The following is a 20,755-nucleotide window of genomic DNA, read 5'->3' as shown; positions in this document are numbered from 1 at the left end:
CTCGACCGCGCGTTTTTTTTCTCAATGGCGCTCGGGGACGGAAGGGCGCGAGTCAAGGTATCGGCTTGTGATGCGGATCGAGCGGCGAATGACCGCCATCCGCCTCGACCGCCGCCAGGCCGTCAAATCGCGAGAAATATTCGACGACATCTGGCGGAAGCCGCTTTTCCTCGGCTAACAGCCTTCTGGAGAGCGCCTCGGCCCGTGGTTTCGAAACGCCGAGTCTTTCCAGCGTGGCGCTGTCTTTCAATGCGTCGCCGCCGCAAAGCGCGATGGTCCATGTATCATTCTTGCGGGTGAGAAACGCCCGGCCGCCGAGATCTCCTTGGCGCCAGTCGACGACGGCGGCGTCTCCCTCGACGATGACGGCGTCAACAAACAGGTGGGGCTCCGGCTTGTCGAATGTTTCAAAAAGCAGGCGACGGGCCGCCTCGGACCCGTCGTCGGCGCGCGCGCTCAAGCACATCGCGGCGCTGATCGTCACCATCAGAAAGCGTCGCATCGATCCCTCCAACGTCGGCGCGGCTCGGTCATATTGGTATATTACCAACACAGCGAAACGCAAGACCGGCAGAGCCGTTTCCGCGGCGCGTTTTTTTTGATAGGACGCTGGCGCGGCGAATTCTTAAAATGAGCTCGAATGGCGACGGTTGAAAAAGACGTGCGTCAGCGCATTCTCGATGCTGCGCTGAAAATCTTGAGGAAGGAAGGCGTCACCGCGCTGACCCAGACCCACGTCGCCGCCACGGCCGGATTGCGCCAGTCGCATCTGACCTATTATTTTCCGCGCAAGACGGATTTACTCGCCGCGACGCTCGAAGCGTCTCATGCGCAGGCGCATAAGCCGAAACGCAGCTCGACGGGAAACGAGGCGGACCCGGTCGAAGCGGTGCGCGCGCTCATGTTCGATCGCAACAAAATGCGCTTCTTCCTGAGCGTCGTGGCTCAGGCGAGCGACCAGGCGGACATTCGCGCGACGCTCGCCGCGCATGCGGCCGGCGTCGCCGAGCAGCTCGCGCCGCTCTTCGGTCGGACGGCCGACGACCCCGACATCATCGCCTTTGTCGACATGTTGCGCGGCATGGGGTTGCGCCTGTTGCTCGAAACGGACGACAAGCGGCGCGCGAGCGTCGATCTCGACGCGCTCGCCGCGCGTTTTGGCCTCAGCCGCGCGCCTCAGGCGCGGCTTTAAGCCCAGGCGGGAAACCGCTAGAACCGTGGCCGATGCAACGAATCGCAGAAAACACGGGCGACGCGGAAGGTCAGCCCTATGTCCTGTCCGCGGCGCTCTTCGTCGCCTGCGCGCTGGCGCTCGCCTTCCCTTGGCTTTCCGGGCGCGTCACCATCCCGTGGGACGCCAAGGCGCATTTCTATCCGCAATTCGTCTTTCTCGCCCATGCCTTGCACAGCGGCCAATCCCCCTTCTGGACGCCGAATGTCTTTGCCGGCATGCCGCAGATCGCCGATCCGCAATCGCTGATCTTTTCGCCCTTCTTTCTGCTGGCCGCGGCGCTCTTTCCCGAGCCGTCTTTCGTCCTGGCCGATGCGCTCGTCTTCGCGATGCTGGCGATGGGCGGTCTCGCGCTTCTCGCTTATTTTCACGATCGCGGCTGGAGCGCCGCCGGCGGACTGCTCGCCGCGCTCGCTTTCGCATTCGGCGGCTCGGCGGCATGGCGCCTCCAGCATGTCGGGCAGATCATGAGTCTGTCATGGCTGGCGGTCACGCTGTGGCTGCTGGCGCGCGCGCTCGATCGACGCTCGGCGCTCTATGGCGCCGCGGCGGGCGTCGCCGCCGCTTTCCTGGTGCTGGGACGCGATCAGGTCGCTTTCTTAAGCGTCCTGATGCTTTCCGCCTATGCCGCCTATCGCATCGCGACCGATCCATCGCCCAAACTCAGCGCGGTCGCGCCGCTCGCCGCAGGCGCCCTGGTCGGCCTGACGATCATCGCCGTGCCGCTCGCCTTCACGCTGGAACTCGCCGCCCATTCGAATCGTCCCGAGATCGATCTCGACGGCGCGCTCAAAGGCTCGCTGCCGCCCGGTTCCTTCATGACGCTGATCTCCGCCAATATGTTCGGAACGAACGGACCGCTCAAGGATTTCTGGGGTCCGCCGGTCGGCGAGCGCGATCTGTTCCTCGCGCGCAACATGACGAATGTCTATCTGGGCGAATTGACTCTCGTCGCGCTGATCGCGGCGATGGGCCGGCGCTTCTTCTTAAGTAAGGAAATTCGCTTCTTTGCCGCCGCGGCGCTGTTTTTCGCGCTCTATGCGATTGGCCGCTACGCGCCGGCCTTCGCGCTTTTCTATCGGCTGCCGGGCGTCGATCTTTGGCGCCGGCCGGCCGACGCCGCTTTCTTGCTCGGCGCGACCCTTCCGATACTCTCGGGATATGGCTTCACGCTGATCGAGCGGGGCGTCGTCGCGCCGCGCGCCACCTGGCTCATCGGCGCCGTCGCCGCGCTGTTTGCAGCGGCGCTGCTCGTAGCGGCTTCGAAGGGCCATCTGGTTCAGGCGTCCTGGCCGCTCGCGACAAGCGCGATATTCGCCGCGCTCGCCGTCGCGCTCATTCTCGCGACCCGCGACCGGTTGTTGCGCGGCGCCTATCTGCCTGTGGCGGTCGCCGCGCTGATGAGCGCCGATCTCGCGATCGGGATTGGCGCGAATGAATCAACCGCCTTGCCGCCCGAGCAATTCAACGTCTTGAAGATCGACGGAAAGAATCCGGTGATCGCCTATTTGCGCGAGAAGCTTAAGGAAACTTCCGCGCCGGATCGACGCGACCGCGTCGAGCTTGTGGCGATTGACTTCCACTGGCCGAACGCCTCGCTTATTCACGGCTTCGATCACGATCTCGGCTATAATCCGATTCGGCTTCGGATATTCGAAGACGCGACCGGCGCCGGCGACCATCTCGCGCTCCCCGAGCAACGCGAGTTCTCAAAACTCTATCCGTCCTATCGCTCAATTCTGTCGGACATGCTTGGCCTGCGATTCATCGCGACCGGCGTGCCGATCGAAGAAATCGACGAGAATTACAAGCCCGGCGACCTCATCGAACTCACGCGCATCGGCGACGTTCACATTTACGAAAATCCACACGCCATGCCGCGAGTCATGCTCGTGACCTGCGCCATGCATGTGAATTTTGCGCAGATGGCGCAAAGCGGCGAATGGCCAGAAGCCGACTATCGCGAAACGGCGCTGCTCGAGACGCCGCCGATCTGCCATACGCGCAAGGACGCGCCGCCGGCGACGGCGAAAATCCTCGCCTATGAAAACGATCGCGTCGTCGTCGAGGCCGATGCGCCGCCGGGCGGCGGCTGGCTTGTGTTGAACGACGTCTGGCATCCCTGGTGGTTCGCGCGCGTCGACGGCGTCGAAGCGCCGATTCTGCGCGCCAATGTGATGTTTCGCGCCGTCGTTGTTCCGGAAGGACGCCATGAGGTGCGCTTCGAGTTTCAGCCGCTGCGTGGGCTGATCACGGAATTATCGCAACGATAGCTGGATAGAGCGCAGTTCCGCTGCAATTGACGTAAAACTTAACGGAAAATTCGACATGGCTGATAGATGGACACATCGCGCGTGTTTCGATTTTTTTGGTGTGATTCCAAAAAATCTTAGATGGAGCTGGAGTGGCAGAAGTTTGGATGGACGTACGGTCGCCGTGACGTTCTGGAAAGATGAGTTTGAGAATGGTGGGAAGGTTTACCGATCCGATCCATCTCGAAAAAAGGGCAAGTGGGTAGGATCCACTGCACACAAGGAGTTTATCGAAAACTTGATTTGGTCGCGCGACCACTGCAATGGAGAATTGCATATCATTGTTGCGACGGCGAAGGATGTAACAGCCGATCCGCGCGCCATAAAGGAATGCTATCCTCAAAAGCGACTAAAAATGCGACTGGCTTACTTGGACGAGAAGACAGGGGATTTTGTTGCCGAGAGGATCGATAACAATGAAACCTTAGGCGCTTAGAGCCGAAGACCGCCTAACCACACGAAGCATATTCCTCTCATCGCGCCTTACATCCACCCCGCCAACTCGCGCTTCGCCAGAGTCTCGATGAGCGCCAAGCCTTCTTCGCTGTCGTTGAGACAGGGCAGGCGGGCGTATTTCTCGCCGCCATTCTTAAGAAAGAGATCGCGGATTTCGACGCCGAGCTCCTCGATCGTCTCCAGGCAATCGGCGGTGAATCCCGGCGCGACGACCGCGATGCGCCTGACGCCTGCGCCGGCAAGCTCTGCCACGACATCCGACGTATAGGGCCCGATCCATCGCGCGCGTCCGAAACGCGATTGAAAGGCGAGACGCAGCCGTTCTTGACTCATCCCCAGCGTGTCGCGGAGCAGCCGCCAGGTGACTTCGCAGTGATCGCGATAGGGATCGCCGCGATCGATCTGCGCCTGCGGCAGGCCATGAAAGGACGCGACAATAATTTCCGGCTCAAAATCGAGCGTGGCGAGCGCGCCTCTGATGCTGGCCGCGAGCGCGTCGATATAGGTAGGGTCGTCGAAATAGGGCGCGGCGATGCGCAGCGCCGGCTGCTTGCGCATTTCGCGCAGCGCGTCGAAGGCGGCGTCGGCGGCGGAGCCGGTGGTCGACGACGCATATTGCGGATAGAGCGGCAGGAGCGCGATGCGCTCGCAGCCTTTCGCGGTCAGAGCCGCAATCTGAGTCGCGATCGAGGGCGCGCCGTAGCGTAACGCGTAATCGATGATAAGGCGCGGCGAACCGATCCGCGCCTGCAGCTTCTCGGCCTGCAGACGCGTAATCGTCTTCAGCGGACCTTCGTCCGTGTCGCGGTTCCAGATTGATTGATAAAGCTTCGCCGAACGCTGTGGACGCGTATTGAGCACGACGCCATAGAGGATCGGGAGCCACAGCGCGCGCGGCAGATCGGCGACTCTGCGGTCCGACAGAAATTGCGCCAGATAGCGCCGCACGGCGGGAACGTCCGGCGCATCGGGCGTGCCGAGATTGACGACGAGGAGACCGATCGGCGCTTCTCTCGGGGGTGTGGCTGACGTCATGATGGGCCTCGTGGGGACCGGTCGCCCCGACGGCGGCGCGGCGCGGGCCATCTTCTAGCGGCGGCGACAATGCTGGCAACTCGGCCTAATGGCGCAACTGGCGCAATGGCAATTGTTATACGGCACGGAAATCGCTTAGAGCGCATCGGCCGGATATGAGCGGATCGGCCCCTCGCGAAAGGGCGCCATGAAATCCATATCTCGCAGCCGCGCCATGTGCGAGTGGGACGATTTCGCCAGCGCTGCCCCGCAAATTCGCGCGGCGCTCGCCACGCCGGACGGCCCGCCGACGCCCCCCTTCATATTGCTTTCGGAGCCAGGGATCACCGCCAGCGAACAGCGCGCCTGTTCCGAGAGCTGGACCGCGGCTCGCCGTTTGGCGGCGGCGCCGCTGCGCGCGCGCCTCGATATGCGCTTCGATCTCTCTCCCCGCGGCAGGATTTGCCTCGGCTATCTCTCAAACGACTTTCATGACCATGCGACCGCGCATCTTCTGGTCGAGACGCTCGAGGCCCATGATCGATCGCGTTTCGAAATCCGCGCTTACAGCTATTGCGGCTTGGAGGGCGCGATGCGGACGAGGTTGCGCGCCGCCTTTGACGCTTTCATCGACATTTCGGCGCTGACCGACGTTGAGGCGGCGCGCCGCATCCATGCGGACGGCGTCGACATTCTCATCGACCTCAAGGGGTTCACTCGGGGCGCGCGCACCGGCGTGATGATGCTGCGACCGGCACCTGTTCAGGTCAACTATCTTGGGTATCCCGGCACGCTCGGAGCCGGCGTGTGCGATTACATTGTCACCGATCGCTATGTGACGCCGCCGTCCTCGTCGTCGGCCTATTCGGAAGCCTTCGCCTATTTGCCGAACGCCTATCAACCGCACGGGCGGGGCGCGCCGCCGCGCGCCGCGCCGTCGCGGGGCGCCGCCGGCCTGCCGGAGGAAGGCTTCGTCTATTGCTGCTTCAATCAGGCCTATAAGCTCACGCCCTTTATCTTCGATCTCTGGGCGCGGCTGCTCGAGGCGACGCCGGGCGCGGTGCTGTGGCTGTCGGCGGCGATGCTGGCCGAAGGCAATCTGCGCAATGAAATACGCAGTCGCGGCATCGACGCGCGACGGCTTGTGTTCGCGCCGCATTTGCCGCAGGCCGAACATCTGGCGCGCCTGCAACTCGCCGATCTCGCGCTCGATACGGCGCCTTTCGGATCTCATACGACGGCGAGCGACGCGCTCTGGGCCGGGGTGCCGATCGTGACCTGCGCGGGCGACACTTTTCCCTCCCGCGTCGCCGGCAGCCTGCTCCATGCGATCGGGCTGCCGGAGCTGATTGCGCCGGATTTCGGCGCCTATTTCGAGATCGCGCTGGCCATGGCGGACGATCCCTCGCGCTGCGCCGACCTGCGGGCGAAGCTCGCCGCCAATCGTCTGACGACGGCGCTTTTCGACGTCTATGCATATACCCGCGCGCTGGAATCGCTGTTCGAAATTATGTGGAGTCGACGTCTCGCCGGCGCGCCGCCCGCCGTCATCGGCGCGGCTTAAGCCTCGCCGCCGCGCCCGCGCTCGAAGGCGGCGCGTTCCTCGTCGGCCATATGGAACGCGTGCGCTTCTTCTGGAAAGCGCCCGGCGCGCACGTCGCGCGCATAGGAAGCGACTGCCTCGCGAAGCGCCGCGCCGATAGCGCCGTAGCGCCGGTTATGCTTGAATTCGCGCGCGGTGATCCCGGCGAGATCATTGACGACGAGCACCTGTCCGTCGGTCGCCGCGCCGGCGCCGATGCCGATCGTCGGCGCGCCGATCGCTTGCGTGATCCGCGCCGCAAGCTCCTGCGGCACGAGCTCCAGCACCAGAAATTTCTGCCCGGCGGCGTCGAGCGCCAGCGCGTCGTCGTAGAGTTTGGCGGCGGCCTGCGCGGTCCTGCCCTGGCGACGTTTTACGTCGTGATGTTGCGACTCGAGCCCGAGATGACAGCAGACGTCGAAACCCGCCGCCGTCAGCGCGCGAACGAGTTCGGGCGCGGCGCCTTCGAATTTCACGCAATCGGCGCCCGCCTGCTGCAGGATTCGCGAACTTTTGATCGCCTGCTCGATCGTATCGTAGCTCGCATAGGGCAGGTCGCCGATGATGTAGACCTCTGGCGCCCCCCGCCGCACGGCGGCGATGTGATGGGCCATGTCGGCGAGCGTCACTTCGCGCTCATGGGCATAGCCGAGAATATTCACGCCGACGCTGTCGCCGACGAGAATAATGTCGACCCCAGCCTCGACTTCGATGCGCGCGGTCGGCGCGTCATAGGCGGTGACGACGACGATTTTCTCGCCCCGGCGTTTCATGTCGAGGAAGGTGCTGGCGTTCGGCAAAGGGAGGCTCCGGCGCGCCTGTCGTCAGGGCGAGAACTATATCAAACAGACTGTGCGTGCTGGAGATAATGCTCAGCGCGGCGCGCCGTCCTTGCAGGCGTGGGGCACGCCGGGCGCGCGAAGCTCCTGGAAACCGCCGCATTTGTCGCAGGCGGAGAGCAGCGCGGAGAGGCCGGCGAGCAGCGCGAACATTCTGAATTTCCGCGTCATCTCGTCTCTCCTGGCGGCGGCCGGACGGCTGGACCATAGTGGCGCGGCCCTGTGGCGACAAGCCGAACGGCGTCATGCTCTTGCATCCTGCTTAAAGCCCGGTATAAACCGCCCATCGCGATGTTCCCGGCCGGGGGCTGAACGGAAGCGCTTTACGAGCATATTCGGACAAGAATATGCCCAAAAAGCGAGGGCTAATGTCCCGTCTTCCCGTGTCTCCGCCTTCGAACTTTCCTGTTCGAGCCTTTCCGGGGCATGTCCCCAAGAAACGCTCGAAGGGCTTGGCGCCGGAACGGCTCGCGGCAACGGAAAGGCGAAAAATCCATGGCTCTTTACGAGCATGTCTATCTCGCCCGTCAGGACGTTTCTCCCCAGCAGGTGGAGGCTCTGACCGGGCAGTTCAAAACCGTCATCGCGTCGCTCGGCGGCACGGTCGGCAAGACCGAATATTGGGGCGTCAAATCGCTCGCCTATCGGATCAAGAAGAACCGCAAGGCGCATTTCACCCTGATGAACATCGACGCGCCGCCGGCGGCGATCGCCGAGATGGAGCGCCAGCAGAGCATCAATGAAGACATTCTGCGCGTGCTGACGCTGCGCGTCGACGCGCTGGAGGAGGGGCCTTCGGCTCAGCTCCGCAAGCGCGAGGACGACGATCGCGGCGAGCGCCGCGGCCCACGCGGCGACAGAGGCGATCGGGGCGAACGCCGCCCGCGCCGCGAGGAAAGCAAGGTTGAGGGAGGAGAGGAAGAATGAGCTCAGCGCCCCGCCGTCCCTTCTTCCGCCGCCGCAAGTCCTGCCCCTTCTCCGGCACGAACGCGCCGAAGATCGACTATAAGGACACGCGTCTGCTCTCCCGCTACATCAGCGAGCGCGGCAAGATCGTGCCCTCGCGCATCACCGCCGTTTCGGCCAAGAAGCAGCGCGAACTCGCCCAGGCGATCAAGCGCGCCAGATTCTTGGGCCTGCTGCCTTATGTGATCCGCTAAAGAAGATCGCATTAAAAAAAGCCTGCGGCCGCGCTCCGAAAGGGGCGCGGCCTTTTGTTGTGATGGGATAGGCGTTACTTCGCGGCGAACCGTTCGCCTGTCATTCCCGACGCGCTTTGCGCGCGATCGGGAATCCAAAAGCCAACCCGCAGCGCTTCTGAATCGGCTTTGGATTCCCGGTCAGGTCTTCGGCCTGCCGGGAATGACAGCTCGGCGAACTGATCAACCGGAATTGGACTTACAGGCGCTATTTTGCGGCGGGTTTTTGCGCGCCGGCGCCTTGCCTGCTGGTCTGGTCGACAAGATTGACGGTTTCGACCGTCAGCCCGTCGTCAACCGCTTTCAACGCCAAATTCGCTTCGTAATATTTGTGCTCTCCCAGGAGCTGGACCGCCTGATCGACATGTTTCTTCGTCGCTTCGATCGGCATCAGAATGCGCGTGTATTTCAGATCGACTTCGGCAAGGCGCAGCTCTTCGATGGCCGCCTTCTGCTCGCCATTCTTGAGATGCTCGTTCGCCTTGGCGATATGCGCCTGATTTTCACGCGTCGGAACATAGTTGTCGGCGAGCGCGAGCGTCGCATCGATCGGAATGAGGTCGAGCTTCTGGCTCGCCGTAGCGGATTCGGCATCCTTGCCGTTGATCGTCTCGCTTGCCTTTATGGTGAAGGAGGGCGCTTCATTCTCGGCCGTGCGGAGAGAGGCTTCGGCGCTGTCCAAGAGCTGTGAGACAATTTCCGGCTTACCGTTGAAGAGCGCGATTCGCGCCGACCGAATCGCGCGGAGGGCGGAAATGCCGTCCTGCGACAGCTGCATCAGAGCGCGTTCCGCGGCGTCCTTCGGCGCTGCGGCCGAAACAGGGGCGTCCTTCGCCTTATGGCTTGCCGAAGCGGCGGCCCGTTGGGCGCGCGCCGAGGCGGAAGGCGGCGCCGATATCACAAGAAGGAATGCGATGGCGATCAATCCGCTTGAAATGTTGAATCTCATACTGAATCCTCCGCGTAATATCCGCCGGCGCTAAAGCGCGAGTCTCGAAGCGAGACGGCTTTTGCGGCGATAAGCGGATACTCAAAGAATGCTCGCGGGTTCGAGGGCGAGCGCCGTTAGACGAGAGCGGAGCCTATTGAGTTTGAATTTCTGCGGTCTTTCTCATTTGTTTCTGCGCGCGTTTTCGATTGCGGCGACTTGCCGCGGCGCGCGCGTATAAGCTTGATGCGGGCGTCTCATGACGAGCCGCGGCGAACGAATTCAATGATTGCCTTACGCGCGCGTCTGCGCGCCGCATTGCCCCGCGACCGGCTGCGCCGCCGTCGCCTCATAGACCCCGTCGAGCGGCGCCGTCGAAACCGTCGGTTCGGTCATGAATTGCGCCGCCGCAAGCGTCGCGAAACGGCCGCCTCTCGCCACCAATTCGTCGAAGCTCCCGCTCTCGACGATCTCGCCCTGATCGAAGACGAGGATGCGGTCGGCGCTGCGCACAGTGGCGAGGCGATGGGCGATGACGAAGGTGGTGCGCCCGTGCGTCGCCGCCTCCAGCGCCTTCTGGATCAGGCGTTCGGTCGTTGCGTCCAGCGCCGAGGTCGCTTCATCGAACACCATGATCGGCGGGTCCTTCAGCAGCGCTCTCGCGATCGACAGCCGCTGACGTTCGCCGCCCGAAAGCGAGCGGCCGCGTTCGCCGACGCGCGTCGCTCGCCCGTCGCTCTGGCTTGAAACGAATTCCCTCGCCTGCGCCAATTCAAGCGCATGCGCGATGTCCTCCTCCGTCGCGTTGGGATTGCCGATGCGCAGATTGTCCTCGATCGAACGCGCGAACAGCATCGGCTCCTGAAACACGACGCCGATGTTGCGGCGAAGCGAGCTTAAGGTGAATTCGCGAATGTCGACGCCGTCGATTTTCACAACGCCGCTGTCCGGATCGAACACCCGATGCAAGAGCCCGAGCGTTGTCGACTTTCCCGAGCCGGTCGCGCCGACGAGCGCGATCGTCTCGCCGGGCTTCGCCGTAAACGACACGTCGCGCACCGCCTGCCGCCGCCCATCATAAGAAAAGGAAACGTTGTCGAATTCGACCGCGCCGGTCAGACGTTCGGCGTCGCGCGCGTGGGGTCGATCGGCGACGCTCGGCTGCGTGTCGAGCACGGCGAAGAATTCGCCAATCTTCGCCGATTGCATAAAGAGCACATTGACGAAGCCGACCACCTGTTCGAGCCTTGCGATCAGCATGGTCGCAAAGCTCATGAAGGCGACGATCTCGCCGATCGTCGCCAGACCGCGCAAATGCAGCCAGACCCCCAACAGGAAGATTGCAAGAATCGTCAAAGTCGCCGAGGCTCGGCTGGCGACCACGACGAACGCCCACCAGGAAAGCACCGGCAATTGCGCCGCCAGCACGTCGTCGATGATTCGGTTGAGCGCATGCGACTCGCTTTCGATGCGCGTAAAACTCTGCACCACAGGGATATTGCCGAGCGCATCCGAGGCGTGTTCGACGAGCGTGGAGTTATAGCGCTCGACCTGTCCCTGCAGATCCTCGGTGCGGCGCAGGACGAAGCTCGTCGCCAAATAGAAAACCACGACGAGCCCCATCAGCAGCGCGCCGAGTCGCCAATTGACGAAGAGCGTCGCCGGCAGCAGCACGAAGAGTGTGACGAAGGAAGCGCAGTTCTCGCGAAAGAACGACAGCCAAAGCCCCCACATGGCGTTGGCGCCGTCGAGCATCGTCTTCAGCAGACGGCCCGAATGGACATTGGCGTGAAAGCTCAGCGGCAGGCTCAGAACATGGTCGAAATAATCCGACATCACCGCCAGTCGCCGGCGATGCGCGAGACGATCGGCGTTAAGCCCGACGAGTATGGCGCCGCCAATCGAAAACAGACCGAAGGCCGCCCAGGCGGAAACGAGCGGCAGCAGATCGCCCCATGTCAAGGTTTCGCCGGGCGCCTGCGCGCGAGTCATGCGATCGATGATGCGACCGAACAGCATCGGTTCGGCGAAAGCGGCGACGGCGAGCGCGAGATTGGCGGCGACGAGAATTGTCGCGAGCCGCGCCTGAGGCCGCAGCAATCCCAGCACCCGCGCGTAAACCGTCAAGACGGACATGTCACTCGCCTGCGAACAGGAGAAGCTTCTGCACTACGTGAAAGTCGCGACGTCGGCGATCGCGCTCTATTCGTCTTCGCCGAAGCGATTGGCGACGAGCGCCTCCAAGGCATCGAGCGCGGCCTTCGCTTGCGGTCCCGTCGCGGTGACGGTGATGGTCGAGCCCTGGCCGGCGCCAAGCGTCAGAATGCCCATGATCGAACTGCCGCCCACGGTTTCTTCGCCGCGAGACACGGTGATGACCGCGTCGAATTTTTCGCAGCACTGCACGAATTTGGCGGTGGCGCGGGCGTGCAGCCCTTTCTTGTTGACGATCGCGATCTCCCGCGACATCGTCTCTTCGGCCGCAGCCTGATGCAATTTGTCGGTCACGAGATCATTCATTTCGCACTGAGCACTTTGCTGGCGATGTATACATATTTGCGCCCGGCGTCCTGCGCCTGCAGCACCGCCTGTTCCAGAGGTTGCGTATCGCGGACCGAGGCGAGTTTGATCAGCATCGGCAAGTTGACCCCGGCAAGCACTTCGACCTTTCCGCCGTCCATCACCGAGATGGCGAGATTGGAGGGCGTTCCGCCGAACATGTCGGTGAGCAGCACCACGCCTTCGCCGGTGTCGGCCTCGCGGATCGCTTCAATGATATCGGCGCGCCGGCGCTCCATGTCGTCCTCGGGCCCGATCGAGATCGCCGCAATCTGCTTTTGAGGTCCCACGACGTGTTCGAGCGCCGCGCGAAACTCAGTGGCAAGGTGGCCGTGGGTCACCAAGACCATTCCGATCATACGACCCTACCACTCATGAAGACGTCTCATGCGCGCCGACATCAAAAAAACGCATCGGCCACACAGGGCGAACGGCGCACTCGAAGCCATTGCGTCAGCCGTTATCGCACCGCTCAACAGGGGCGACATTTTGTGCAACGCCGCGAAATAGGCAAGCGAAAACAGCACGGCTCCTTCAATTTGTCGCAACGGCCTGAATATAGGAGCCGATTCGCGTCACAGCCCCGACGCGCGCCGCGTTTTCGAACAGACGCGGCAATATGACGCCGCTCAACTCAGTCCTGCATTCGCTCGCGTCCGGAAATCGCTCTGGCGACTCATCGAGTGCGAGCAGATCGACCACCGCCCGCAATACGCAGGCCGGCTCAAAGTCGACGCGCAGCACCCCCAGACCGCGCGCTTCGATCATCCCGCGGATCGAAGGATGGGGCCTTGCGATCAACCGGCCGTGGCGCGCTTCCATCGCTACCCGGTCGTCGCCGACAAGGGCCGCGAAGGCGCCGCGCGCGCGCCAGTCGGCGATGAGCTGCAGGGTCAGCGTGCTCTTGCCGGCGCCTGCCGGTCCGCGGAGCAGCAGGCCAAATTCGCCCAGCACCAGGGCGTTGGCGTGCAGATAGGCGGACCCCTGCGGCGGCGGAGTCATCGCGCCGCCGGCAGCCAAACGACGAAGCGGGCGCCAAGCACGGTATCGCCGCAGCGCGGCCCGTCGGCGCCTTGCGGATGCGCGCGGGTGCGATTGAGCGCGCGGATGCGCCCGCCATGCGCCTCGATGATCTGACGCGAGATCGAAAGCCCCAGTCCTGAATTCTGGCCAAATCCCTGTTCCGGCCGATCCGTGTAGAAACGCTCGAAGATGCGATCGAAGGCGCCGTCGGGAATTCCAGGACCGTCGTCGTCGACGATGATCTCATAGCCCTCGAGCTGCTGGCCGCCGGGTCCGTTGGCGCGTTCCGGCCACAGCCGCACGCGCACGGTCCCGCCGGGCTTCGAAAACGACCTGGCGTTGTCGATCAGATTGTTGAGCACCTGGCCGAGACGCGAGTCATGGCCGAGAACGCGCCAGTTGCTGCGCGAGGAATCTTGCGGAGAAGGACGTATCGTAAGCTCGATCGTGACGCCGTCGCCCCGGTCGATGGCGCGCGCCACTTCTATGACGGTGGACAAGGCCGCCGAAAGGTCGACGACGCCCATGTCGGCCCGCGCCAGCTCGGCGTCGAGTCGCGAGGCGTCGGAAATATCGCTTATCAGGCGGTCGAGCCGGCCAACGTCATGTTTGATGATGGCGAGCAGCCTGTCGCGCGACGCGTCGGTCTTGGCGATCGGCAGGGTCTCGACGGCGCTGCGCAGCGAGGTCAGCGGATTCTTGAGTTCATGCGCGACGTCGGCGGCGAAATGCTCGATCGCGTCGATGCGGTTGTAGAGCGCCTTGGTCATGTCGCAAAGCGCGCCGGAGAGATGGCCGATTTCATCCGGCCGGTCCGAAAAATCCGGAATCTCCTGACGTGACCTTGCGCCGCGCCGCACGCGCTCGGCCGCCTCAGCGAGGCGGCGCATGGGCTCGGTGATGGTGTTGGTGAAGAACAGCGAAATCAACAGCATCACTCCCGCCGAGACCAGAAAGATGCGGATGATGCCCCAGCGTTCGGCGACGATGATCGCGTCGATGTCGCCGCTCATCGTCGAGAGCAGCAGCGCGCCGCGCACCGAGCGAAAGCGCTGGATCGGAACGGCGACGGAAATGATGGATTCGCCTTTGGCGTTGGCGCGCACCACCGAATGGATGCGCCCGCCAAGCGCGCTGCCGACCTCGGGATAGGCTTTGCCATTGCCCATGCCGATGTCTTCGTAAAGCGGCAGTTCCGGTCGATGCGACAGGCGCTGGATAAAGTTAAACGCCCGCTCGACGAAGGACGAGGCGTCGAGCGTGGCGGGCGGCGCGCTCGGCGGCGGCAATTCGAAGCGCAGAATGTTCGAGCGCCCAGAGACCGAGCGCGAGTCGAGCAGCAGAAAGCCGTCGTGGTCGTAGATGCGCGCCCGCAGCCGCGTCGGCGACACGAGACGCCGCAGCAACGGGCCGACGCGCTCGGGATTGAGAGAAAACTCCAGCGGCGAACCGCCTTCGGCGCCGCTCGCGCTTTCGCCGGGGGCGAGCTTTAAGAGTTTTTCCGGGTCGATCGAAATCGCGTCGGTGTCGACCGTCGCCGACGCCGCCACCGCCGCGGCGATGATCGCGCCTTGCGTCTGAAGGCTCTGCACCCGCGCGTCGATCAGACCCTCGCGGAACTGGTTGAGATAGAGAAAGCCCCCGAGCAGCGCGACAAGACCGCCGAGATTGAGAACGACGATGCGGCGGGTCAGCGAGGATGAGAGATGCGTCTGCACGGTGCGCAACGCGCGCGCCAGGCTCCGCGACATCCTGCGTCCCAGCCGCGCCCGCGACGCCGCCGCGCGCGTCGGCGCCGCGGCAACCGCCTCGCAGGGCGTCTCCGCGACTGGTTCGTCGGCGACGTTCACGTCGCCCGCGCCCTCGATGCTTGCGTCCATCTCGCGCACCCTCGGCGAGAACTCAGGCTTCCTTGAATCGATAGCCTACGCCGTATAGCGTTTCGATCATTTCGAAATCATTGTCGACGATCTTGAATTTCTTGCGCAAACGCTTGATGTGGCTGTCGATCGTGCGATCGTCGACATAGACTTGGTCGTCATAGGCCGCGTCCATCAGCGCATTGCGGCTCTTCACAACGCCAGGACGCTGCGCCAGCGATTGCAAAATCAGGAATTCCGTCACCGTCAGCACGACCGGATCGCCGCGCCAGGTGCAGGTGTGGCGCTCGGGGTCCATGACCAGCGCGCCGCGCTCCAGGACCTTGGCCTCGGTTTCCTTCTGGGCGGCGGCCTCTTTGGGATTGGCGCGCCGCAAAATCGCCTTCACCCGCTCGACCAGGAGGCGTTGCGAGAACGGCTTATGAATAAAGTCGTCGGCCCCCATCTTGAGGCCGAAGAGTTCGTCGATCTCCTCGTCCTTCGAGGTGAGAAAGATCACCGGCAGGTCCGACTTCTGCCGCAGTCGGCGCAGAAGCTCCATCCCGTCCATCCGCGGCATCTTAATATCGAAAATCGCGAGATCAGGCGGATTGGCGCGCAGCCCATCGAGCGCCTGTGCGCCGTCGGTATAGGTCTGGACCCGATAACCCTCGCCCTCCAAGGCAATGGAGACGGAGGTGAGAATGTTGCGGTCGTCGTCGACGAGAGCGATGGTCGGCATCTTCAACCTTTGCTATTTACGGCCGCGATTTAAATGTCCGGGCCGGCGCGACAGAACTGCGTCCGCGCAAAAGCGGCCGCCTCCGGCCTGCAAGGGCGCAACGTTGGCGCAACGGTCGACATTTTCTCGACTCGACGGCGTGACTTCCGGAAGGCGCGTTGTCGACGCCGACAAAGTCCGGGGCCAAGGCGGCTGAAATGTGGCCAACGTCCGATTCAAAGGCGCCGCTCCGGCGCCGGTCGTTCTTTATACACGGATCGGTGAAAAAATCACCTCGTCCCTGAGTATGCGCCGTTAAACAGAATGGCGACAATGAGATTTGCCTGTAAAGCGATCGGCGCCGGCGTCGGCCGGAGATTGGAAAGCCTCGAATTCAGGCCGATCTTCCTTATGTTTTTTCAGCCCTGCCGAAATTGAAAAAGACATGAAGGGGCGCGGCTTAAGCCCTTAAGGGAGCGGATCGATGAGCGAAGACTGGGCATATCAGGTTCGGGTCAATCTCGCCGACGAGGCGGCCAAGCTCGCCCGCAAGGACCCGGAGAATCCGGGACTTCAGCCCTTGCGGGATATTCTTGCAAAGCACAACGCCAGGCTGCGTAACCAGCTCGACGCCTTTAGCGACTACGTCGCTGCGGCGGAACGCGAGGGCCAGGCAGATTTTCCGCTCTACAGATGGACCAAGGCGGTGATCGAAGACCCGGCGAAAATCGAAAAGCACAGCAAGGCCTTCTCGATTCATGTCGGCGGCGAGGAAGTTTACGGCAAGGACGTCGCCGACGCGCTGGAGGCGGAGATTGCGCCGCTCGTCGGCGGCCCGCTGGTGACGCGGCTCACCAAGCACGACAGCAATCCCGCCAATAATCCGCAGGCCCCGGCGCAATATCGGTAGGCGCAGCGCCGCGCCCCCTCCGGCTCGCTGCGCTCGCCACCTCCCCCGCTACGCGGGAGAGGGCTGGGGAGGGGGCCTTAAACCGTCGCCAGGAAGCCGGCGATCTCATCCTTCAGGACGAGCCGCTTCTTTTTTAAATCCTCGATGGTCGCGTCATCCGCCGGTTCGACATTGGTCTCCATGCGGTGAATGGCGCGGTTGAGTTCGTGATATTCCTCGGCGATGCGGGCGAAATGGGCGTTGCCGGCCTTCAGCGTGTGAATCGCCTCGGCCTGCTCGGGAAATTCTTCGTGCAGCTCATGCGCGACATGGCTCATGCGTTGGGTTCCTCCCTTGTTTTTTCAGCGTGAACTTACCGGCTTTCGCGGCGCCGTAAAACGGCGCGGGCCCGCCTGCGACGATTTGCGGCGCGCGCGCCCTGCGCCGTCATGCCCGCGAAAGCGGGCGCACAGAGCGACGCCCAAACATGGAGCTTACGGATTTCCTCTCGCGCGGCGCGCGCCGAGTGAAGGGGCGCGGAGGCTTGACCAGAGCGCGGGGTCGGCGCAGCAGCTTTTGAGAATTTCTTCTGGGTACGAGGCTCTCGCATCGCTGTCATTCCCAACAAAATCCGAGCGGCGGCGAGATACGAATTTTCTTCAATCATGACAGATTCTTTGCTTGACGCCCCCGACCTTCGCCATTAGGTTCCGCGCACTTTCGACAGGCCGTAAGTTCACGCCGTCGCGAGCGCCTCGCTCTCGATCCTTCGAACTTAAACGCTGTCGCCTTGCCTGTGACCGCCAAGCGTAATTGGTAATCATCCCATCGCGAGAGCGATGGACAGGAAGGCACGATCCCGGCTTCCGGGATCCTCTGCGTTAGAAGCGCCTTGGCCCTTACGGCCATCGGCGCTTCGCTCGTTTGCGCATGTCTTAAGGATCGCCTTAAGGCCATGCGCGCCGGGACCCGATATCCGCCATTCGCCATCCGCGAAGGACCTATTGAATGCCGACGATCAGTCAGTTGATCCGCAAGCCGCGCCAAGCGCCGACCTATCGCGAGAAGGCCCGCCATCTGCAGTCCTGCCCGCAGAAGCGCGGCGTGTGCACACGCGTCTATACGACGACGCCGAAGAAGCCGAACTCGGCGCTGCGCAAGGTCGCCAAGGTGCGTCTGACCAACGGCTTCGAGGTCATCGGCTACATTCCGGGCGAGGGCCACAATCTTCAGGAGCACTCGGTGGTGATGATCCGCGGCGGCCGCGTCAAGGACCTTCCCGGCGTTCGCTATCACATTCTGCGCGGCGTCCTCGATACGCAGGGCGTCAAGGACCGCAAGCAGCGCCGTTCGAAATACGGCGCGAAGCGTCCGAAATAAGGAGAGACGGCGATGTCGAGACGTCACCGGGCGGAAAAGCGCGAGGTTATCGAGGACGCCAAATTTGGCGACGTCGTTCTCGCGAAATTCATGAACTCGATCATGTACGACGGTAAGAAGTCGGTCGCCGAGCGGATCGTCTATGGCGCGCTCGATCAGGTCGAGTCGAAGGCCAAGAGCGATCCGCTCGCGGTGTTCAAGCAGGCGCTCGAAAATGTCGCGCCGGCGATCGAAGTGCGCTCGCGCCGCGTCGGCGGCGCCACCTATCAGGTGCCGGTCGAGGTGCGCAACGAACGCCGTCAGGCGCTCGCCATCCGCTGGATCATCACTGCGGCGCGCGCCCGCAACGACAAGACCATGGTCGATCGTTTGTCGGCCGAGCTGCTCGACGCTTCCAACAACCGCGGCGCCGCGGTGAAGAAGCGCGAAGACACCCATCGCATGGCGGAGGCCAACCGCGCCTTCTCGCATTACCGCTGGTAAGGCGCAGCACGAGCTTTCACGAGGACAACCGTCATGGCCCGCTCTCATCCGATCGAGGACTACCGTAACTTCGGCATCATGGCCCACATCGATGCGGGCAAGACGACGACGACGGAGCGCATCCTCTATTACTCCGGCAAGAGCCATAAGATCGGCGAGGTGCATGAAGGCGCCGCGACGATGGACTGGATGGAGCAGGAGCAGGAGCGCGGCATCACCATCACTTCCGCCGCGACGACGACCTTCTGGAACGGCAAGCGCCTCAACATCATCGACACGCCCGGCCACGTCGACTTCACGATCGAAGTCGAGCGCTCGCTGCGCGTGCTCGACGGCGCGGTATGCGTTCTCGACGGCAATCAGGGCGTCGAGCCGCAGACCGAGACCGTCTGGCGTCAGGCCGACAAATATAATGTGCCGCGCATCGTCTTCGTCAATAAAATGGACAAGATCGGCGCCGACTTCGATCGCTGCGTCGAGGAAATCAAGACCCGCGTCGGCGGCCGTCCGGTCTGCGCGCAATTGCCGATCGGCGCCGAGAGCAATTTCAAGGGAATCATCGATCTCGTGCGCATGAAGGCCGTCGTCTGGGAAGACGAAGGACTCGGCGCGAAATATCATGATGACGGCATTCCCGCCGATCTTCTCGACAAGGCGAAGGAATATCGCACCGCGCTGGTCGAAGCCGCGGTCGAAATGGACGACGACGCCATGGCCGCCTATCTCGACGGCCAGGAGCCTGACGAAGAGACGCTGCACAGGCTGATCCGCATCGCCGTGCGCAAAATCGCCTTCATTCCGATCTTCTGCGGCTCGGCGTTCAAGAACAAGGGCGTGCAGCCGCTGCTCGACGCCGTCGTGCATTATCTGCCGTCGCCGATCGACCGCGAGGCGATCAGGGGTTCCGACATGGACACCGGCGAGGAGATGGTGCGCAAGCCCTCCGACGCCGAGCCCTTCTCGATGCTCGCCTTCAAGATCATGGACGACCCCTTCGTCGGCACGATCACCTTCGCCCGCGTCTATTCGGGCAAGATCGAATCGGGCACGACCGTGCTCAATTCGACGAAGGAGAAGAAAGAGCGCATCGGCCGCATGCTGCTGATGCACGCCAATAACCGCGAGGACATCAAGGAGGCTTACGCCGGCGACATCGTCGCGCTTGCCGGCCTCAAGGACACGCGCACCGGCGACACGCTCTGCGACCAGCAGAAGCCGGTGATCCTGGAGCGCATGGAGTTCCCCGATCCGGTCATCGAGATCGCCATCGAGCCGAAGTCGAAAGCCGATCAGGAGAAGCTCGGCATCGCGCTGCAGAAGCTCGCGGCGGAGGACCCCTCCTTCCGAGTCTCGACCGATCAGGAGAGCGGCCAGACCATCCTCAAGGGCATGGGCGAACTCCATCTCGACATCAAGGTCGATATTTTGAAGCGCACCTATAAGGTCGACGCCAATATCGGCGCGCCGCAGGTCGCCTATCGCGAGCGTCTCGGGCGCAAGCAGGAAATCGACTACACGCATAAGAAGCAGACCGGCGGCACCGGCCAGTTCGCGCGGGTCAAGATCATCTTCGAGCCCAATGAAGCTGGTAAGGGCAATGAGTTCGAAAGCCAGATCGTCGGCGGCGCGGTGCCGAAGGAATATATCCCCGGCGTCGACAAGGGCATCGCGTCGGTGACGACATCGGGCGTGCTTGCGGGCTTCCCGGTCGTCGATCTGAAGGCGACGCTGATCGACGGCGCCTTCCACGATGTCGACTCGTCGGTCCTCGCCTTCGAAATCGCCTCGCGCGCGGCGACTCGCGAAGCGCTGCAGAAGGGCGGCTCGGTGCTGCTCGAGCCGATCATGAAGGTCGAGGTCGTGACGCCGGAAGAATATACCGGCTCGGTCATCGGCGATCTGAACTCGCGTCGCGGACAGATTCAGGGCCAGGACATGCGCGCCAACGCCGTGGTGATCAACGCCATGGTGCCGCTCGCCAATATGTTCGGCTACGTCAACCAGCTGCGCTCCTTCACTCAGGGACGCGCCAGCTACACGATGCAATTCGATCACTACGAACAAGTGCCCGAAGCGGAGTCGAAGAAGGTCCAGGCGAAATACGCCTGATCTCGAACGCAACGGGTCGACAGGAACTCTTTAAAGGAGCACGGCGATGGCCAAGGAAAAGTTTTCACGCACGAAGCCGCACTGCAACATCGGGACGATCGGACACGTCGATCACGGCAAGACGTCCTTGACGGCGGCGATCACCAAGGTGCTGGCGGAGACGGGCGGGGC

The 20,755-nt window shown here is 63.0% G+C and carries 23 protein-coding genes; 11 read left to right on the top strand and 12 right to left on the bottom strand.

Going from position 1 to position 20,755, the window contains the following annotated elements:
• Positions 1-52: 52 nt before the first annotated feature.
• Positions 53-502: a copper uptake system-associated protein gene (locus AB7I51_RS11005; protein WP_428404374.1), complete on the bottom strand. Its 450-nt coding sequence runs from the start codon at positions 500-502 to the stop codon at positions 53-55.
• Between the two features lie 138 nt (positions 503-640).
• Between AB7I51_RS11005 and AB7I51_RS11000 the strand changes: the two genes are divergently transcribed.
• Genes AB7I51_RS11000 through AB7I51_RS10990 form a run of 3 tightly spaced genes read left to right on the top strand, consistent with a single transcriptional unit; the run spans position 641 to position 3,979 of the window.
• Entirely contained in the window at positions 641-1,192 is a 552-nt protein-coding gene (locus AB7I51_RS11000; protein WP_428404373.1) for a TetR family transcriptional regulator, read from the top strand.
• Between the two features lie 32 nt (positions 1,193-1,224).
• On the top strand, positions 1,225-3,504 hold the full coding sequence (locus AB7I51_RS10995) for a hypothetical protein (RefSeq protein ID WP_428404372.1): 2,280 nt from the start codon (positions 1,225-1,227) through the stop codon (positions 3,502-3,504).
• 55 nt (positions 3,505-3,559) lie between these two features.
• Positions 3,560-3,979 carry a hypothetical protein gene (locus AB7I51_RS10990; protein WP_428404371.1) on the top strand — a complete coding sequence of 140 codons (420 nt, stop codon included), beginning with the start codon at positions 3,560-3,562 and terminating at the stop codon, positions 3,977-3,979.
• A 47-nt stretch (positions 3,980-4,026) separates the two neighbouring features.
• Here AB7I51_RS10990 and hemH read toward each other — a convergent pair whose 3' ends face one another.
• Complete coding sequence (gene hemH, locus AB7I51_RS10985) at positions 4,027-5,034, bottom strand: ferrochelatase (protein ID WP_428404370.1); 1,008 nt, start codon at positions 5,032-5,034, stop codon at positions 4,027-4,029.
• 187 nt (positions 5,035-5,221) lie between these two features.
• Between hemH and AB7I51_RS10980 the strand changes: the two genes are divergently transcribed.
• A complete protein-coding gene (locus AB7I51_RS10980) occupies positions 5,222-6,577 on the top strand; it encodes a UDP-N-acetylglucosamine-peptide N-acetylglucosaminyltransferase (protein ID WP_428404369.1) in 1,356 nt (451 codons plus the stop codon).
• Here the strand turns inward: AB7I51_RS10980 and panB are convergent.
• Positions 6,574-7,395 carry a 3-methyl-2-oxobutanoate hydroxymethyltransferase gene (gene panB, locus AB7I51_RS10975; protein WP_428404368.1) on the bottom strand — a complete coding sequence of 274 codons (822 nt, stop codon included), beginning with the start codon at positions 7,393-7,395 and terminating at the stop codon, positions 6,574-6,576. The two genes, AB7I51_RS10980 and panB, sit on opposite strands and share 4 nt — an antisense overlap.
• Positions 7,396-7,467: 72 nt before the next feature.
• On the bottom strand, positions 7,468-7,605 hold the full coding sequence (locus AB7I51_RS10970; RefSeq protein ID WP_428404367.1) for a hypothetical protein: 138 nt from the start codon (positions 7,603-7,605) through the stop codon (positions 7,468-7,470).
• A 324-nt stretch (positions 7,606-7,929) separates the two neighbouring features.
• Between AB7I51_RS10970 and rpsF the strand changes: the two genes are divergently transcribed.
• Together rpsF and rpsR are read left to right on the top strand one after the other, a co-directional pair.
• Positions 7,930-8,361: a 30S ribosomal protein S6 gene (rpsF, locus tag AB7I51_RS10965; protein ID WP_428404366.1), complete on the top strand. Its 432-nt coding sequence runs from the start codon at positions 7,930-7,932 to the stop codon at positions 8,359-8,361.
• The gene (gene rpsR, locus AB7I51_RS10960) at positions 8,358-8,594 is read left to right on the top strand and encodes a 30S ribosomal protein S18 (RefSeq protein WP_138168422.1); all 237 of its coding nucleotides are present in this window, start codon (positions 8,358-8,360) and stop codon (positions 8,592-8,594) included. The genes rpsF and rpsR overlap by 4 nt, the downstream gene beginning before the upstream one ends.
• A 247-nt stretch (positions 8,595-8,841) precedes the next feature.
• Here the strand turns inward: rpsR and AB7I51_RS10955 are convergent, their stop codons facing one another.
• The 7 genes from AB7I51_RS10955 to AB7I51_RS10925 all read right to left on the bottom strand — a co-directional run bounded on the left by AB7I51_RS10955 (position 8,842) and on the right by AB7I51_RS10925 (position 15,744).
• The gene (locus AB7I51_RS10955) at positions 8,842-9,582 is read right to left on the bottom strand and encodes a YfdX family protein (RefSeq protein ID WP_428404365.1); all 741 of its coding nucleotides are present in this window, start codon (positions 9,580-9,582) and stop codon (positions 8,842-8,844) included.
• A gap of 273 nt (positions 9,583-9,855) precedes the next feature.
• A complete protein-coding gene (locus AB7I51_RS10950) occupies positions 9,856-11,697 on the bottom strand; it encodes a glucan ABC transporter ATP-binding protein/ permease (RefSeq protein WP_428404364.1) in 1,842 nt (613 codons plus the stop codon).
• 66 nt (positions 11,698-11,763) lie between these two features.
• Positions 11,764-12,081: an HPr family phosphocarrier protein gene (locus AB7I51_RS10945; protein WP_428404363.1), complete on the bottom strand. Its 318-nt coding sequence runs from the start codon at positions 12,079-12,081 to the stop codon at positions 11,764-11,766.
• Complete coding sequence (locus AB7I51_RS10940; protein WP_409981340.1) at positions 12,078-12,479, bottom strand: PTS sugar transporter subunit IIA; 402 nt, start codon at positions 12,477-12,479, stop codon at positions 12,078-12,080. Before AB7I51_RS10940 ends, AB7I51_RS10945 begins: the two co-directional genes overlap by 4 nt.
• Before the next feature lie 175 nt (positions 12,480-12,654).
• Positions 12,655-13,122, bottom strand: coding sequence for an HPr kinase/phosphorylase (locus tag AB7I51_RS10935; protein ID WP_428404362.1), 468 nt, complete (start codon positions 13,120-13,122; stop codon positions 12,655-12,657).
• Positions 13,119-15,023 (bottom strand): stimulus-sensing domain-containing protein, encoded by a 1,905-nt coding sequence (locus AB7I51_RS10930; RefSeq protein ID WP_428404361.1) that lies wholly within the window; start codon positions 15,021-15,023, stop codon positions 13,119-13,121. The genes AB7I51_RS10935 and AB7I51_RS10930 overlap by 4 nt, the downstream gene beginning before the upstream one ends.
• Positions 15,024-15,045: 22 nt before the next feature.
• Positions 15,046-15,744 carry a response regulator gene (locus tag AB7I51_RS10925; protein ID WP_428404360.1) on the bottom strand — a complete coding sequence of 233 codons (699 nt, stop codon included), beginning with the start codon at positions 15,742-15,744 and terminating at the stop codon, positions 15,046-15,048.
• A 463-nt stretch (positions 15,745-16,207) separates the two neighbouring features.
• Between AB7I51_RS10925 and AB7I51_RS10920 the strand changes: the two genes are divergently transcribed.
• On the top strand, positions 16,208-16,633 hold the full coding sequence (locus AB7I51_RS10920; RefSeq protein WP_428404359.1) for a hypothetical protein: 426 nt from the start codon (positions 16,208-16,210) through the stop codon (positions 16,631-16,633).
• 77 nt (positions 16,634-16,710) lie between these two features.
• Here AB7I51_RS10920 and AB7I51_RS10915 read toward each other — a convergent pair whose 3' ends face one another.
• The gene (locus tag AB7I51_RS10915; protein WP_428404358.1) at positions 16,711-16,950 is read right to left on the bottom strand and encodes a YdcH family protein; all 240 of its coding nucleotides are present in this window, start codon (positions 16,948-16,950) and stop codon (positions 16,711-16,713) included.
• 670 nt (positions 16,951-17,620) lie between these two features.
• Here AB7I51_RS10915 and rpsL point away from each other — a divergent pair.
• The 4 genes from rpsL to AB7I51_RS10895 form a co-directional block, all read left to right on the top strand.
• On the top strand, positions 17,621-17,992 hold the full coding sequence (rpsL, locus tag AB7I51_RS10910; RefSeq protein WP_014890767.1) for a 30S ribosomal protein S12: 372 nt from the start codon (positions 17,621-17,623) through the stop codon (positions 17,990-17,992).
• A gap of 12 nt (positions 17,993-18,004) precedes the next feature.
• Positions 18,005-18,475, top strand: coding sequence for a 30S ribosomal protein S7 (rpsG, locus tag AB7I51_RS10905; RefSeq protein ID WP_428404357.1), 471 nt, complete (start codon positions 18,005-18,007; stop codon positions 18,473-18,475).
• Between the two features lie 33 nt (positions 18,476-18,508).
• Positions 18,509-20,584: an elongation factor G gene (gene fusA, locus AB7I51_RS10900; RefSeq protein WP_428404356.1), complete on the top strand. Its 2,076-nt coding sequence runs from the start codon at positions 18,509-18,511 to the stop codon at positions 20,582-20,584.
• Positions 20,585-20,630: 46 nt separating this feature from the next.
• Positions 20,631-20,755, top strand: a 125-nt coding sequence (locus AB7I51_RS10895) for a GTP-binding protein (RefSeq protein WP_237155033.1), incomplete at its 3' end; no start/stop codon positions are given.

The sequence above is a fragment of the Methylocystis sp. genome, assembly GCF_050246715.1.
Taxonomy (GTDB): Bacteria; Pseudomonadota; Alphaproteobacteria; order Rhizobiales; family Beijerinckiaceae; genus Methylocystis.
The sequence above is the reverse complement of the archived record's forward strand: the minus strand, read 5'-3'. Positions and strand labels throughout refer to the sequence as shown.

What these genes read in the sequence shown, in the direction of transcription:
- AB7I51_RS10950 (WP_428404364.1), bottom strand. Translation starts at nt 11,697, where the DNA reads ATGTCCGTCTTGACGGTTTACGCGCGGGTGCTGGGATTGCTGCGGCCT.
- AB7I51_RS10930 (WP_428404361.1), bottom strand. Translation starts at nt 15,023, where the DNA reads ATGGACGCAAGCATCGAGGGCGCGGGCGACGTGAACGTCGCCGACGAA.
- AB7I51_RS10955 (WP_428404365.1), bottom strand. Translation starts at nt 9,582, where the DNA reads ATGAGATTCAACATTTCAAGCGGATTGATCGCCATCGCATTCCTTCTT.
- AB7I51_RS10970 (WP_428404367.1), bottom strand. Translation starts at nt 7,605, where the DNA reads ATGACGCGGAAATTCAGAATGTTCGCGCTGCTCGCCGGCCTCTCCGCG.
- rpsR (WP_138168422.1), top strand. Translation starts at nt 8,358, where the DNA reads ATGAGCTCAGCGCCCCGCCGTCCCTTCTTCCGCCGCCGCAAGTCCTGC.
- AB7I51_RS10945 (WP_428404363.1), bottom strand. Translation starts at nt 12,081, where the DNA reads ATGAATGATCTCGTGACCGACAAATTGCATCAGGCTGCGGCCGAAGAG.
- fusA (WP_428404356.1), top strand. Translation starts at nt 18,509, where the DNA reads ATGGCCCGCTCTCATCCGATCGAGGACTACCGTAACTTCGGCATCATG.
- rpsL (WP_014890767.1), top strand. Translation starts at nt 17,621, where the DNA reads ATGCCGACGATCAGTCAGTTGATCCGCAAGCCGCGCCAAGCGCCGACC.
- AB7I51_RS10915 (WP_428404358.1), bottom strand. Translation starts at nt 16,950, where the DNA reads ATGAGCCATGTCGCGCATGAGCTGCACGAAGAATTTCCCGAGCAGGCC.
- AB7I51_RS10980 (WP_428404369.1), top strand. Translation starts at nt 5,222, where the DNA reads ATGAAATCCATATCTCGCAGCCGCGCCATGTGCGAGTGGGACGATTTC.
- AB7I51_RS10925 (WP_428404360.1), bottom strand. Translation starts at nt 15,744, where the DNA reads ATGCCGACCATCGCTCTCGTCGACGACGACCGCAACATTCTCACCTCC.
- AB7I51_RS11000 (WP_428404373.1), top strand. Translation starts at nt 641, where the DNA reads ATGGCGACGGTTGAAAAAGACGTGCGTCAGCGCATTCTCGATGCTGCG.
- AB7I51_RS10940 (WP_409981340.1), bottom strand. Translation starts at nt 12,479, where the DNA reads ATGATCGGAATGGTCTTGGTGACCCACGGCCACCTTGCCACTGAGTTT.
- AB7I51_RS10995 (WP_428404372.1), top strand. Translation starts at nt 1,225, where the DNA reads ATGCAACGAATCGCAGAAAACACGGGCGACGCGGAAGGTCAGCCCTAT.
- hemH (WP_428404370.1), bottom strand. Translation starts at nt 5,034, where the DNA reads ATGACGTCAGCCACACCCCCGAGAGAAGCGCCGATCGGTCTCCTCGTC.
- AB7I51_RS10935 (WP_428404362.1), bottom strand. Translation starts at nt 13,122, where the DNA reads ATGACTCCGCCGCCGCAGGGGTCCGCCTATCTGCACGCCAACGCCCTG.
- AB7I51_RS10990 (WP_428404371.1), top strand. Translation starts at nt 3,560, where the DNA reads ATGGCTGATAGATGGACACATCGCGCGTGTTTCGATTTTTTTGGTGTG.
- AB7I51_RS11005 (WP_428404374.1), bottom strand. Translation starts at nt 502, where the DNA reads ATGCGACGCTTTCTGATGGTGACGATCAGCGCCGCGATGTGCTTGAGC.
- AB7I51_RS10920 (WP_428404359.1), top strand. Translation starts at nt 16,208, where the DNA reads ATGAGCGAAGACTGGGCATATCAGGTTCGGGTCAATCTCGCCGACGAG.
- rpsF (WP_428404366.1), top strand. Translation starts at nt 7,930, where the DNA reads ATGGCTCTTTACGAGCATGTCTATCTCGCCCGTCAGGACGTTTCTCCC.
- rpsG (WP_428404357.1), top strand. Translation starts at nt 18,005, where the DNA reads ATGTCGAGACGTCACCGGGCGGAAAAGCGCGAGGTTATCGAGGACGCC.